This is a genomic window from Vicinamibacterales bacterium (assembly GCA_041659285.1).
GTDB lineage: Bacteria > Acidobacteriota > Vicinamibacteria > Vicinamibacterales > UBA2999 > 12-FULL-67-14b.
This window is the reverse complement of the sequence record JBAZYO010000013.1, coordinates 85,662-99,732: the sequence shown is the minus strand read 5'-3', so window position 1 is coordinate 99,732 and position 14,071 is coordinate 85,662. Positions and strand designations below refer to the sequence as shown.

At 67.4% G+C, this 14,071-nt stretch carries 11 protein-coding genes and 1 tRNA gene; 4 read left to right on the top strand and 8 right to left on the bottom strand.

The window, feature by feature from the left end; genetic code table 11:
* The first annotated feature begins 5 nt into the window (after positions 1–5).
* The 3 genes from WC815_18890 to WC815_18880 are packed head-to-tail and all read left to right on the top strand — an operon-like array spanning position 6 to position 1,559.
* Positions 6–302, top strand: coding sequence for a YbaB/EbfC family nucleoid-associated protein (locus WC815_18890; GenBank protein MFA5910852.1), 297 nt, complete (start codon positions 6–8; stop codon positions 300–302).
* Positions 302–898, top strand: coding sequence for a recombination mediator RecR (gene recR, locus WC815_18885; protein ID MFA5910851.1), 597 nt, complete (start codon positions 302–304; stop codon positions 896–898). The genes WC815_18890 and recR overlap by 1 nt, the downstream gene beginning before the upstream one ends.
* A gap of 13 nt (positions 899–911) precedes the next feature.
* The gene (locus WC815_18880) at positions 912–1,559 is read left to right on the top strand and encodes a DUF4203 domain-containing protein (protein ID MFA5910850.1); all 648 of its coding nucleotides are present in this window, start codon (positions 912–914) and stop codon (positions 1,557–1,559) included.
* A gap of 40 nt (positions 1,560–1,599) precedes the next feature.
* On the opposite strand, the gene WC815_18875 is transcribed toward WC815_18880, so the two are convergent.
* From WC815_18875 to WC815_18845, 7 genes are all read right to left on the bottom strand, one after another.
* The gene (locus WC815_18875) at positions 1,600–2,556 is read right to left on the bottom strand and encodes an FAD-dependent oxidoreductase (GenBank protein ID MFA5910849.1); all 957 of its coding nucleotides are present in this window, start codon (positions 2,554–2,556) and stop codon (positions 1,600–1,602) included.
* A complete protein-coding gene (locus tag WC815_18870; GenBank protein MFA5910848.1) occupies positions 2,553–3,680 on the bottom strand; it encodes a lipocalin-like domain-containing protein in 1,128 nt (375 codons plus the stop codon). The genes WC815_18875 and WC815_18870 overlap by 4 nt, the downstream gene beginning before the upstream one ends.
* Complete coding sequence (locus tag WC815_18865) at positions 3,670–6,261, bottom strand: FtsX-like permease family protein (protein ID MFA5910847.1); 2,592 nt, start codon at positions 6,259–6,261, stop codon at positions 3,670–3,672. The genes WC815_18870 and WC815_18865 overlap by 11 nt, the downstream gene beginning before the upstream one ends.
* Position 6,262: 1 nt before the next feature.
* Positions 6,263–6,937 carry an ABC transporter ATP-binding protein gene (locus WC815_18860; protein MFA5910846.1) on the bottom strand — a complete coding sequence of 225 codons (675 nt, stop codon included), beginning with the start codon at positions 6,935–6,937 and terminating at the stop codon, positions 6,263–6,265.
* Between the two features lie 40 nt (positions 6,938–6,977).
* Positions 6,978–9,821, bottom strand: coding sequence for a TonB-dependent receptor (locus WC815_18855; protein ID MFA5910845.1), 2,844 nt, complete (start codon positions 9,819–9,821; stop codon positions 6,978–6,980).
* 140 nt (positions 9,822–9,961) lie between these two features.
* Positions 9,962–11,722 carry a gamma-glutamyltransferase gene (gene ggt / locus WC815_18850; GenBank protein ID MFA5910844.1) on the bottom strand — a complete coding sequence of 587 codons (1,761 nt, stop codon included), beginning with the start codon at positions 11,720–11,722 and terminating at the stop codon, positions 9,962–9,964.
* Between the two features lie 69 nt (positions 11,723–11,791).
* The gene (locus tag WC815_18845) at positions 11,792–13,183 is read right to left on the bottom strand and encodes a cytochrome P450 (GenBank protein ID MFA5910843.1); all 1,392 of its coding nucleotides are present in this window, start codon (positions 13,181–13,183) and stop codon (positions 11,792–11,794) included.
* Between the two features lie 309 nt (positions 13,184–13,492).
* Here WC815_18845 and WC815_18840 point away from each other — a divergent pair.
* A tRNA-Asn gene (locus tag WC815_18840) sits at positions 13,493–13,567 on the top strand.
* A 153-nt stretch (positions 13,568–13,720) separates the two neighbouring features.
* Here the strand turns inward: WC815_18840 and WC815_18835 are convergent.
* Positions 13,721–13,891: a hypothetical protein gene (locus WC815_18835; GenBank protein MFA5910842.1), complete on the bottom strand. Its 171-nt coding sequence runs from the start codon at positions 13,889–13,891 to the stop codon at positions 13,721–13,723.
* Between the last annotated feature and the right edge of the window lie 180 nt (positions 13,892–14,071).

Here is a 14,071-nt window from a genome sequence, read left to right as displayed (position 1 = left end):
CGCCCATGGATATCAAGAACATGATGAAGCAGGCGCAGGAGATGCAGGAGCGCCTGCAGCAGCAGATGTCGGAGCTCTCGGTCGAAGCGACCGCGGGCGGCGGCATGGTCACCGTGGTCGTGAACGGCCACAAGCACCTCCAGCGCCTCCACATCGACCCCGAGGTCGTCTCGAAGGAAGACGTCGGCATGCTGCAGGACCTGATTGTCGCCGCCGTCAACGACGCGCACCGCAAGGTGGACGAGGCGATGAAGCAGAAGATGGGCGGCCTGCTCGGCGGCATGGGCCTGCCGGGGCTCTGATGTCGCTTCCCGCCTCCCTGCAGGAGCTGGTCGATCAGTTCAAGAAGCTGCCCGGCGTCGGCGCCAAGAGCGCGCAGCGGCTGGCGTTTCACATCCTGCGCACGCCGCGCGAGGATGCCGAGCGGTTGTGCCAGGCGATTCGCGACGTCAAGGATCGCGTCACCTACTGCACCACCTGCAACAACATCACCGACACCGACCCCTGCCTGATGTGCGGCGACGAGGCCCGCGACCACCGCGTGATTTGCGTCGTCGAAGAACCGCAGAACGTCAACGTGGTCGATCGCAGCGGCGGCTTCAAGGGCGTGTATCACGTGCTGATGGGCGCCATCTCGCCGCTCCAGGGCGTCGGCCCGGACGACCTGAAGATCAAGGGCCTGCTCGCCCGCATCGGCACCGACGGCGTGGACGAAGTGATCCTTGCCACCAATCCGAACGTGGAAGGCGAGGCCACCGCCATTTACCTGGCCCGCCTCCTCAAGCCCCTCGGCATCCGCGTGACCCGCATTGCCACCGGCATCCCGGTGGGCAGTGACATCGACTACGCCGACGACCTGACGGTCGGGAAAGCGATGGACGGGCGCCGGGAAGTGTAGAATCGGCTACCCCATGCTCCCAGCCGCGTATCAGGTTCCAGCCGCCGCCGTCCTGATGGCTGGCGGGTTTCTGGCGTGTTTCTTCGGTTACCGCTCGTTCAAGGTGGTGCTGGCCATTTTCGGCTTCATCATCGGCGCGCTGGCCGCCAGCTCGGTGTTCGGCGCCACTGACACCACCCCCATGGTGATTGCCGCCCTGGTCGGCGGCATCGCCGGCGCGACGCTGCTGCTGGCCGCCTACTTCGTCGGCGTGGCGCTGGTCGGCGCCGGCATCGGCGCCCTCATCGTCAACTTGATTTGGACGCAGGTCGAAGGCGATCCGCATCCCTTCGTGGTGGTGCTGTTCTCCGTGGCCGGCGCCGTGCTGGCGACGTGGCTCCAGCGCTACGTGATCATCCTGGGCACCGCCTTCGGCGGCGCCTGGACGCTGCTGGTCGGTGGCCTGGCGTTGATGGGCGACAGCGGGCCGCTCAAGGCCGCCGCGCAGGGGGATGTGTGGGTGGCGTATCCGCTGAATCCGGCGCCGGGGCTGTCGTGGCTGCCGTGGGCCTGGTTCGGGTTGGGCGCCCTCGGCACGCTCGTGCAGATGCGCTGGACCGGCGGCGATCGTGGCCGCGTGGTCAAGCCCAACAAGAAGAAGGGGCTTCCGAAAAACGAATAGGGGTCTGACCCCGAGCAAGGAGTGCCGAGGGGTCTGACCCCTACGCAGTGGCGGCAGACAGCCCGCTGAGGAACGCATCCTCAATCCGCGTCCCCCGGCACCAATCTCCACACAACGTGACTCTCGACTCCGCGTCATGGATCGCGCCCACCGCAAGTGGCGGATCCGCCACCGCGTAGCGCCAGCGATGCGCCGTGGCGTAGAAGGCGCGCGGCAGGCCCGCCGGGATCAGGTCGTGGAACGCTTCCATCAGGAACGAGCCCACCATCTCCGGATCGTCATCGATGTGCGCGCTGCTCCAGGACGGGGTCGCGTGCAGGACCCACGCATCCACCTTCCACTCGCGCTTTGGCTTCGACTGGTTGCGCGCCACCCATCCGAGCGGGCTGCCGTGCACGAAGGCGCCGTCGAACCGCGCCGGCACCCGCTCATCGAAGGCCGCGACCACCGCCCAGCACGGTCGCGTCACGACCGCGGCCACCGCCGCCGCCAGATCGGGGATGTGCGCCACCAGCGGCCGCGCCTGGTCCGCGGTCACGGCGACAATCACGCGATCGAACTCGCGCGCCAGCGGCGCGATCGACTCGATGCGCTGGTGGTAGCGGATCTCGAGCGTGGCGGCCAGGGCGGTGGCGATCGCGCTCATGCCGGGGATGCCGACGAAGCGGTCGCTGCCTGGCTCGACGTCCTCCCAGCCTTCCGCGTCGAAGCTCACCAGGCGGCCGTCCCACCTGGCGGCGATGCGATCGCGGAGCCAGCCGTCCACCACCGCGGCAAAGCGCGGATCGCGCGCGGTGAAGTACTGCGCGCCGTAATCGAATGACAGGATGGCGCCGGCGGCGCCCTTCGGCATGTCGAGCCCGCTCACGTGCCTCGTGGCGACGCGCCCGCCCGGGCCGTGGGAGCGCTCGAAGGTGACGACCTCCTCGCCGCGCTCGCGAAGCGCCCGCGCGGCAGACAGTCCCGCGATCCCGGCGCCGACGATGGCAATCTTCATCGGCCTGAGAGTACGCGTCCCAAGCTGCCGAAGTAGCCGGTCATTTCGAGATACCCGGCGCCGGTCACCGGTTGACCGGCACGGGTGCCGGAGACATCGATGGCGCCTTCCCAGTAGGCGACGCCGGTGGAGCGCTCGAGCGCCAGCTCCTGGTCGTTCAGCGGCGTGGTCACCTTCAGGTCCAGCTTCTCCGACGGAATCGCGATCGACCACTCGGTAGGGTAGACGGCGCCGTTCTTCGACTTGAACGTGGCGCGTCCCGGCGTCAGCGAGAACTGGTTGACCCCGAGATGCGTCGTCTTGCCGTCGCTGCCCACCAGCGTGCCGCTCGATCGCGGGTCGCGGCTGCCGTCGGCGCGTCGAAGCTGGTAGATCATCAGCTCGCGGTTGTCTGAGAGTTGAATCGACAGCCAGTCCCACCCGCGCTGGCCCGGCTCCAGGAAGCTCGTGCCGAACTCGTGGTCCATCCAGCTGTCGCCGGTGACCTCGAACCGTTGGCCATCCACCACCAGCGTGCCGCGCGTGGGCATGCGGGTGAGGGAGTAGTAGTGCGAGGCGTTGCCGGCCTCCGCGCCCTTCTGGCTGATGCCGTCGATGCCGTTGATGGCCGGCGCCTTGCCTTCATCGAGGGTCAACTCGAGCCCGACCTTGGGATTGTTCGCCTTCAGGACGTGCTGGCCGCGGTCGTTGAGCGACGCCGTCCAGTCGTCGTTCCACACCTGGTAGCGATCGACCGCCGCCCCCGCCAGTCCCGGCCCGCCGCGTGTCAGCTTCTCCGCATAGCGATAGCGCCGGCCCGACGGATCGCTGATGGCCAGGTGCGTCATGAACAGATCGCGGATGGCCCACTTCGACGGATTGCTCGGCGCCGCATCGATGCCGACCCGAAAGAAGGTGACCTGGTAGCCAAACCGCCGGCCGTCGTTCGCCTTCACGTTGCCGGTGTAGTACCACCACTCGATCTTGTAGTCCGGGTGGGACGCATGGTCGCGCGGGAACGCGAAGGTGTAGCCGGCGGTGGCTTCTTTCCACGCCGCATTCGGCTGTGCCATCAGGTAGGGCACCCCTTTAGGGGTGCCGATAGCCAGGCCAATCGCCAACACGACCGCGATTCTATTCGTCATGTGACAGCACCAACTGCGCGGCCCGCCGCGCCGGGTAGATGCCCGCAATCGACGTCGCCACAATCACCGCGATCGTCGACTGGACCAGGAACGCCGTCGGCAGGTGGAACTGAATCGTCCACCCGAAGCTCTGCACGTTGATTACGTAGATCAACACCATCGACAGCGCGAAGCCCATGGTGAGGCCAATCGCCTGGCTCACCGCGCCGATCAGCGCCGCTTCGATGACCACCATCTTTCGCACCTGCCCGCGGTCGGCGCCGGTCAGCCGCAACAGCGACAGTTCGCGCCGCCGCTCGAGCACCAGCGTCAGCAGCGTGCCGGCTACGCCCAGCATGCCGACCACGATGGCGATCAGTTCGAGGGCGTAGGTGATGGCGAAGGTGCTGTCGAAGACGCGGAGCACCTCGTTGCGGAGGGTCCGGTTGCTGTAGATGAAGGCGCGGTGGCCCTCGTCCATCGAGGCGAGGATCTCGGAGCGGACCCGATCGGGATCCGCGCCGTCGTTGAGGAAGAGCGCCACGCCGGTGGGCGGCAAATCGCCGAAGTATTGCCGGAAGGTGCCGGCGTCCATGATCACCACGCCGCGGTCGTTCGAGTAGTCGTAGTAGACCGCCGCCACGCGGAAGTCGCGAGGACCCTGTGGCGTGGTCACCGTCACGGTGTCGCCGTCGCGCTTGCCGTACCGTTTCGAGAACGGCTCCGACACGATCACGGCGTCCTGGCCGATGGCCCGCCGCAACTCCTCGCGCGCGTTGGCCGGGCTCTTGAACAGCAGCGAGCCGTGCGCCAGCACCACGTCGAACGTGGCGGCGCCGAGCACGGTGAGGTTGCCCTCGTAGACCAGGTCCACGTTGCGGAAGCTGTCGAGCGCGCGCACCTCGGGATGCCGCTGCAGGGCGGCGATCACATCCGCCGACAGCGTCTGCTCGGAGCCCACCGTCGGGCGGATGCCCGGGCCCACGAACAGGTCCGCTTGCAGCGTTTGCCCGACCCAATAGACCACGGTGTCGCGGAAGCTGCCGATCATGATCGCGATCGCCACCATCATCGACAGGCTCACCGACAGGGCGGCCACCGAAATCGACAGCCGGGGTATGGCGGAGGTGAGGTTGGCGTGGGCCAGCAGGCCTTCCACGCCCAGGCGGCGGCGCAGGACCAGGCGGCCGGCGCGGGCGAGCGTGAACATGATGGCCGGCACCATCAGCCCGGCGCCGATCACGATGGCGAACGACGACAGGTAGCCGAACAGCGGCCGGCCGTCGACCGGGCCGAGCTGCGCCAGGCCGAGCGCGAGCAGCAGCACGGCGGCGGGCGCAATCACCATCATCGGCCGCAGCCGCAGGCGCATGTCGAGCGTGTCGTGCCCGCGCATGGCGGCGGTGGGCTCGACGCGGCTGGCTTCGAGCGCGGGAATGGCGGCAGCCAGCAGCGACAGCGGCAGCCCGATGGCCGCGGCCAGCCACACGTGGCCCCAGTTCATGTCGGGCGGCGCCGAGGCGGCGGCGATGTAGATGGTGCTGACCGTGGCCGAGGTCAGGGCGACCGCGGCGTCGGCGAGCAGGCGCGCGAGCCCGAGCCCCAGCCCGATGCCGGCGATGGCGAGCGCCGCCGCTTCGCCGAGGAACAGCAACAGCACCTTGCGCCGCGTCAGCCCGAGCGCGCGCAGCGTGCCGATCTCCTGCCGCCGCGCCACCACCGAAATGGTGACGGTGTTGTAGACCAGGAACAGCCCGACGATCAGCGCGATCCACGACAGGGCGGTGAGGTTGGCGTGGAACGCCGCCAGCATCGTCTCCACCTGCTGGCTGCGGCGCGACGGCCGCTGGGCGGTGAGCCCGGGAGGCATCCGGCTGACGATGGCGTCGAGTGAGGCGGGCAGGTCGGCATCGTCCGGCAGCAGCACGTCGAGCCGATCGATGCGGCCGAGCCGGTCGAAGGCGAGCTGCGCGGCGGCGATGTCCATGAGCACGAAGTTGCCGTCAAGCACGCGCGCCGGGCCCTCGTCCTTGAGCAGGCCGCGGACCACGTAGGGCGCGACACGATCGCCGAACATCAGCCGCATCTCGCCGCCAATCACGAGGCCGCGCCGCTTCGCCAGCTTCTCGCTGATCACCACCGACCGCTCGTTGGTGAGGATCTCGAGGAATTTCTGGGTCGTAACGTCTTGCGCGGAGGGGGAGCCGATATCCAGCAGTTGGTAGTCCCGGAACGGCATGTCGCGCAGGATGTCCACGCCCAGCACCCGGACCGCTTCCATGTCGCGTCTCGACAGCGTCCGCAGGTCCCCGGCCACGAGCGCGGCGTTGCCTTCGATCACCGGGCTCATCACGCCGTACTCGCGCAGCCAGCCGAGCGACGGCAGCACGGTCTCGTCGACGCCGCCGGTGCCGACCACCTCCACGGCGGTCTTGCCGGCCACGGTCTCGAGCGCGGTTTCGAACCCACGCACCGAGCTGGCGTTGGTCAACTGGATGGCGACGACCACGGCGATGCCGAGCGCCACGCCCAGGACGGTGGTGGCCGTCCGGATCTTGTCGCCCGCCAGGGGCCGCAGGATGAATTGGGAGAACAGTCGCATGCTACTGGTGGACGAACTTCCCGTCTCGCATCTTGAGCACGCGCGTCGCCGCCGCCGCGACGTCCGCGGCATGCGTGGCGAGCAGCACCGTGACGCCCATCTCTTCGTTGAGTTCCGACAGCAGCGCCAGCACCTTCGCGCCGTTGTCGGAATCCAGGTTGCCGGTGGGCTCGTCGGCGACCAGCAGCGATGGCTGGTGGACCAGCGCGCGGGCAATCGCGGCGCGCTGCATTTCGCCGCCCGACACCTGCTGCGGGAAGTGCGAGAGGCGATGCGCAATGCCGACGCGTTCGGCGAGCGCCCGGGCCCGCGCGTCCGCGGCGTCGCCCTTCATGCCGGCCAGCAGGCAGGGCAGTGCGATGTTGTCGCCGATAGTCAGTGTCGGCAGCAGGTTGAAGAACTGGAAGACGAAGCCCACCTGCTCGCGCCGGACGTGGGTGAGGTCGTCGTCTCCCAGCGTGGCGAGGTTGCGGCCGTTCAGCAGAATGGTCCCGGACGAGGCGCGGTCCATGGCGCCGCACAGGTGCAGCAGCGTCGACTTGCCGCAGCCCGACGGCCCCATCAGCGCGACGAAGTCGCCCTTGTCGACGGCAAACGTCACGCCGGCCAGCGCCGTGACGGTCGCTTCACCGCTGGTGTAGGTTTTCTGAAGGTCTTCGGCAACCAGGACGGGCATCTACACCTAGTATGACGCCCGTCCCGGTCGCCCCGTTGCGCTAGAAGTTGAGTTTCATGCCGATCCGCGCCAGCCGCGGCGACACCACGCTCAGCGGGCGGTCGAAGGACGTGCCGGAGCTCCACTGCAGGTTTTGCGCCGGGTTGTCGTTGGTCAGGTTGTAGACGTCGAAGAACACCGAGAGGTCGCGCCTGCTCCGGCGCATGGTCTTTTCGATCCGCAGGTCGGCAATCGCGACCGCGTCCTGGCGGCGCGTGCCCATTGGCTCGGCGAGGAAGCGCACGCTGCCGTAGCTCAGACTGGCCGCGAAGGTGCGGCCGAACGGGATGCCCTGCTGGTAGCGCAACATCGGCGACACCGAGAGGCCCCACCACGGTGAGTTCCAGGTGCCCGACAGCTTGACGGTCTGCCGCGTGTATTCGAAGCGGCCGTCGGGCGCGTTGATCTTGTCGTTGGGATTGGCTGGCAGGGCGTTGCCGCGCAGCGCGTTGCCCTGGAGCGTCGTGAGGCCGTTGTCGAAGCTCTTGGTCCAGCCGTAGGACGCCAGCAGGCTCCAGCTGTTGCTCATGCGCTTGGTGCCGGTGATCTCGAACGTGTGGTAGTCGGCGTCGCCGCTGTCCACGTTCGTGGTCTGGTTGACCGGCGTCAATCCGCGGAACGCCGGCGTCAGGTCGAAGGCGCCGATCGGAGTGCCATCGTCCGCCGTTCCCGCGCGTCCATCCGGTCCGGGATCGGGCACCGACACGGGCACGGTGAACGCCGAGTACGGCGTCGCGATGTTGATGCGCGTGTACTGGTTGCGGACGCCGCGCCACACGTAGCCGAGGCGGACACCGAAGTTCGGCATCACCTCACGCTCCAGGAACGTCGCGACCTCGTTGGTCTTGGTGTTGTCCAGGTTGGGATCGATCGACTCGGTGGCCGCGCCGCCTCGCTGCGACGTCGGCACGGCGCCCTGCTCACCCGGGTCCCAGCGGTTGTTGTTGTTGGCGTCGGTCCAGCGATACCGCCGCCACCAGGCGGGCGCGTTCGCGCTGGTGTTGAACACGAAGTCGGCGCCGGGATTCCACCAGTAGGTGCCGTAGTTGGCCTTCAGCACGGTCTTGCCGTTGCCGAACAGGTCGTAGGTCATGCCGATGCGCGGCGCCGGCAGGCTCCACCCGACCACCTTGTCGACCGCGGCGAACTTGATTTCGGCGGGATTGAAGCGGCCCGCCGCATGCACCTGCTCGGGCGTGAAGGCGCGATAGCGGTCCATCCGCACGCCCACGTTGAGCGTCAGCTTGCCGTTCACCCGCCAGGTGTCGTTGACGAAGGCCCCGTAGGTCCACAGCCCGCCGGTGGATTCGCCCGGCTGGAAGAGGATGACGTCCAGCTTGGCGCCGTTCTGCAGCACGTGCAGGATGTCGTCCTCGTAGCCGTCGGTGTAGATATCGGTGACGGTCTCGTAGAACACCTCGCCGCCGACCTTCAGGTTGTGGTTCCCGCCCCAGCCGTCCTTGAAGTAACTGAGGGTGCCCAGCACCTGGTTGCGCCGCCGCTCGCGCGCCCAATTGCGGTTGCGGCCGGTGATCAGGTTGTTGCCGATGTCTTCGTAGCGCAGGCCGGTGCCGTTGACGCCGTTGGTCCAGTCGTAGCCGTACTGGCCGCCGCGGATTTCCGCGAACGCGTTGTCGTTGAGCACGCCGTTCCATTCCGCCTTGTGGATCCACGCCCAGAAATTCTGGTTCCACGTCGTCGCTTCCGAGGTGTTGATGCCGGTGTCGACGCCCAGCAGGAACGAGTCGAAGCGCTGCGGCTGCTTCTTCTGCGACGGCTGCGTGTAGGCGATGAACTTGTTGTTGGTCGACAGGTTGTAGGTGAACTTGGCGCTGTAGTTGTTGAGGAGCGTCGTCTGCGGCTTGACCGGAAAGTTGACGAACCGCGCCTTGATGTCCTGGTGCCGGTACGACCCGTACCACCACAGCCGGTCCTTGGCGATGTAGCCGCCCAGGCCGACGTTCTCGTCCTGGTACGCCGACAGGCGGTTGACATCCTCGGCGGCGAGGCCGCCGCCGCCCCTGAGGCCGCGCGCGATCTGGTCGGCGTCGATGTTCCTGGACTGCCAGCTTTCGTGTGAGTAGCCGCCGTAGAACGTGCCGCGGAATTCGTTGCCGCCGGACTTGCTGATGAACTGCGATTGCACGCCGGGGGTGGAGGCTTCGGCCGAGTGCGCGGCCGTGTTGATCTGCACCTCTTCCATCCCGCCAATGTCCGGATAGTTGCCGAAGGCGCCGGTGGCTTCGGTCGCATTGAGGCCCTCGAACATGACCCGCACCTGCCCCGAGGTGCCATAGACGACGAAGGCCTGCTGCGTGCCGTTGGTGCTGCCGCCGACGTCGATGCGGCTCATCTGCACGGCGGGGGAGCCCGCCAGCAGCGAGAAGTAATCGCGCGAGGTCGGCAGCGCCGAGAGCTGTTTGGCGTCGAAGCTGTTGCCGATCTGCGTCGCCGAGGTGTCCACCACGGGCGATTGGCCGGTCACCACGATCGATTCAGAGAGCGAGGCGACCTTCAACTCGGCATTGACCGTCGCCGTGAAGCCCAGGCTCACGCGGATGCCTTCGTTGCGAACGGTCGAGAACCCGGCCAACTCGAACAGCACGACGTATTCGCCGGGCGTCACCGCGGTGAAGCGGTAGAGGCCGTCGGCGTCGGTCACCGCGGTGCGCGTGCCCATCTGCGACGGGCTCGTCAGCGTCACGGTGACACCGGGCATCAGGGCTTGTGACGCGTCGGCCACCTTGCCATTGACGGCGCCGGTGCCGGACGTGACTGCCTGGGCATAGGACAGGGAAGCGCAACAGAGGATAAGCAGGACTGCAAGGCCGAACGTACGACGCATAGGTACCCCTCCGGGATGGTTGCGGCCGATCAGGAACGGACGAGAGAAGAGCGCCGCCGCCGGAATGAAGGAGGTGCCGAGCCGACACCCGTCCGGGGTGTCAAATGATGTGCGTATCTTGCACGGGTGTGACGGCGTCGTCAATATGCCATCACGTAACTGTCCCGCGTCGGACTCACGCCGCCCATCAGGACACCCGTCCTGGGGTGAATGATGATCGCCTTGACCGAGCCGACGCCCCGGACGTTGCGGATGTCGAGCTTGTGGCCCATGGCCGCGAGCTCGTCCAGCACATGCCGGGGCAGGCTGGCCGGCACCTGGAGCTTGCCCTCCGCCGGGTGCGGATAGTACGAGCTCCTGAACGACGTGCTGACGATCGAGCCCTCCTCGATCGCCTGCTGCACGTTCATGCCGAACTCGGCGACGTTGAGGAAGAACTGCAGCTGCGCTTGCGGCTGGGTGTCGGCGCCTGGCGTGCCGAACACCATGTAGGGCTTGCCATCCTTGAGCGCCAGCGCGGGATTGATGGTCTGCCGCACCCGCTTGCCGGGCTTGAGCACATTCACGTCGTCGGCGTCGAGGCCGTAGTAGGCCATGCGGTTGTTCAGGACGAAGCCCGCGCCCTCCACCACGTGGCCGCTGCCGAACAGGCTGAGCAGCGACGAGGTGACCGAGACCATGTTGCGATCCTTGTCGACCACCGCGAGGTAGGTCGTGTGGCCGTCCTCCACGCCCTGCAGAATCGTGGCGCCGTCCGGTCCGGGTTGCGGCATGGCATACGCCAGGCCTCGCGGCATCGACGTGGCCGGCTGGCGCGGATCCCCGGCGGGCGCTTCCCCGGCGATGGCCTTGTCCGGATCGATCAACCCGCGGCGCCGGGCCGCGTAGTCTTTCGACAGCAGCTCTCGCATCGGGAGGTCCGGCGTGAATGCCGGGTCGGCCACGTACTTGTTGCGGTCGGCAAACGCGAGCTTGAGCGATTCGGTGACCGCATGCAGGTACGGGGCGGAGTTGTGCCGCATGTAGCGGAGGTTCATCCCCTCGAGGATGTTCAGCGCCTGCAGCATCACGAAGCCCTGCGAGTTGGGCGGGCACTCGTAGACCTCGACGCCCTTGTAGTTGATGTGGATGGGCGTGTCTTCGTTGGCCTTGATGGCGGCCAGGTCCTTCTGATCGATCAGGCCGCCCTCCGACTTCATGTAGGCGGCGAACTTCGCGGCGATCGGGCCCTGGTAGAACGCCGCGCTGCCCCGCGCGCCGATCTCCCGCAGCGTGGCCGCGAGGTCCTTCTGCACGACGCGGTCGCCCATGCCGAGCGGCTCGGTGCCGTTGAACCAGATCTTCTTCGCCGACGCCGACATCTTCTCCCGGCTGCCGCGAATGGCGCCGGCGAGGGACTCGGTGATTGGGAAACCGCGTTCGGCGAGCTCGGCGGCCGGCGCCATCAGCTCGGCGAGCGGCTTGGTGCCGTAAGTGCGCGCGGCCAGCTCGGCGCCCGCCACCGCGCCCGGAACGCTGACCGACAGGATGCCGTCACTCGGCAGGCCGCCTTTGCCCTTGTAGAAATCGACGGTCGCCGCCATCGGCGCGACGCCGCTGCCGTTGATGAACTTCACCTCGCCGGTCTTGGCGAGGTAAATGAGTATGAACATGTCGCCGCCAAGGCCGGTCATCTCCGGCTCGGTGAGGCCCTGCACAGCCCAGGCCGCCACCGCGGCGTCCACCGCATTGCCGCCGGACCTGAGAATGCGGATGCCTGCCTCTGAGGCGAGCGCGTGCCCGGAGGCGATCATGCCCGTGTCGGAGAGCACCACGGGTCGCCACGTGGAGGTTTGCGCGGTTGGTGAGGCCCCGAGGGCTGCGAGCAGGCACAAGGTCGAGAGCAGGCCAAACCGGCGCATGAATCACCTCAGTAGGAAGGGACGGGCAGGCAGGACAATTCACGTGCGCCCCGCCCCGATCGGCGCATCCTACCGCTGTGCAGCGTGCATGAACAGCCCTTTCGGGCGCAGCGTGATCCTCGGCTCCGGCGTGGGCGCCGGCTCAGGGCCGCGGACAAAGCGCCACTGCTGTGCAATCGTGGCCAGCAACAGGATCGCCTCCGTCCACGCGAACGACTCGCCGACGCAGACGCGATTGCCGCCACCGAACGGAAAATATGAGTACTTCGGCCGGTCACTCGACTCCCGACTCCCGACTCCCGGCTCCCGCCGCCCGTCAGTGAGCCAGCGTTGCGGACGAAACTCCTCCGGCTCCGGCCACCACCTCGGATCCCGATGCACGACCCACTGGCTCATGATCACCAGCGCGCCCTTCTCGATCGCGTGACCGCCAATCGTGTGCGGCTCTACCAGGCGGCGTCCCATCGTCCAGGCCGGCGGGAACAGGCGCATCGACTCCGAGACGATGGCGCGGGTCCATTCGAGCTTCGGCACGTCTTCGGCGGCCGGCGTGCGGCCGCCCAGCACGGCGTCAAGTTCGGCATGCAGCCGCGCCTCCACCTCCGGCGCCGAGCCGAGCAGGTGCCACGTCCACGCCATGGCATTCGCCGTCGTCTCGTGGCCGGCGAGAAAGATGGTCATGGCCTCGTCGCGGATCTGCGTGTCGCTCATCCCGCCTTCGTTCGGGTTCTCGGGATCGCGCGCCGCGAGCAGCATCGAGACGAGATCCGGCCGCTCACCCGCGCCCTGGCTGCGTCGCTCGGCGATCATCCGGCGGACCACCCGGTCCAGCCGATCGCGTGCCTTCCGCGAGCGGACGAACACCGGCAGCGGCAGCTTCTCGATGTACTCGAGGCCCGGGAGGAAGGCGATGCCGAACCCCTGCACGGCATCGGCCAGCGCCTCGCGCACTTCGTCCGCATCCCCCTGCACGTTGCTGGAGAACAGCGTCTCGCCGACGATGGCGAGGGTGAGGGCGCCCATTTCTGCGGTGATGTCGAGCCGCGCGCCGGGCGTGATCGACTCGCGCCACCGCAACGCGTGGCGAACCATCGCGTCGGCGAAGCCCTGCACGTGCTGGCGGTGGAACAGCGGCTGGATGGTCCGTCGCTGCTTGAGGTGTTCCTGTCCCTCGGCGGTCAGCAGGCCGTTGCCGAGCAGCGCCTTGGCGCGCTGCAGGGCCACGCCCTTTTGGAACTTGCCGGCCGACTTCACCAGCACGTCTTCGATCCACTCCGGCCGGCTCAGGAGGTAGACCTTCTGCGGGCCGAACGAGAAGCCGGCGATGTCGCCGTGGGTGCGCGAGAGGCCCGTGAAGAAGGTGAGCGGGTCCTTGCGGAACGCCAGGAAGGCGCCGCCCGGCATCCAGAAGGACGGTCCGGGGACGGCCGCAGGGAGGTCGGGCGCGAGGGAAGTCGCCATCGTTTTGGAGTTTCTCGTAGGGCACCCCTTCATGGGGTGCCTGGCCTTTATGTTGGACCCTTGTAGGGCACCCCTTTATGGGGTGCCTCGCAGTACGGCCCCATTCTGCCGCAAACGGAGGGTCGAGTGCGCCGGGCCGATCAGTCCGCTCGTAGCGCGCGAATCGGGCGCGGAGGCGGGCGGTGGATGGTTCGGCCATGGGCGGTTAGGCGAGGAAATTCGGTGGTCCGTTGGCCGGAATGCTTGCGGCGGCCCCCTGTTCTGTCTTACGATGGGGGTTCTTCTCCCCAAGAGAAGTCCTGCCTGTATTCCTCGGTAGCTCAATGGCAGAGCATCCGGCTGTTAACCGGAGGGTTGCTGGTTCGAGTCCAGCCCGAGGAGCCAGCTCCTAAAGCTCGCTCTATCAATAGCTTACGAAACCGGCCATTTGACTGTATCGAACTTCCACAAGCTAAGTCGTTGATCAGGCCAGGTAGAGAACAAAGAACTTTGGGCCCGGGTCAATCGCGGCACCGCCAGCCTGTTAGCGAACAGACATCAGTGCCTGAGCGCAGCCACGCGATCGAGGCGAGATGAATTGACGGGCGCGATCCCCATCAGCTCGTCGGGGCACGTAATCGGTGATCGCTTCAACACGATCGCATTCAGCGTCGTGAACATCGCCGTGTTCGCGCCGATACCGAGCCCCATGGTGATGACTGCCGCCATTGCGAACGCTGGTGGTCGCTTAGGTGCCGCAGCGCCTAGCGCGCGTCCTGAGTCACACTGTGTGCGGAGCGCTGATCGTCATGATGCGCATCATAATGGATTGCAAATCGCTAGCGAGTGCCCGCGACCATTCCGTAAATCGACCCATCATGTGGCGGGATTGTGCCTGCGCGGATACCC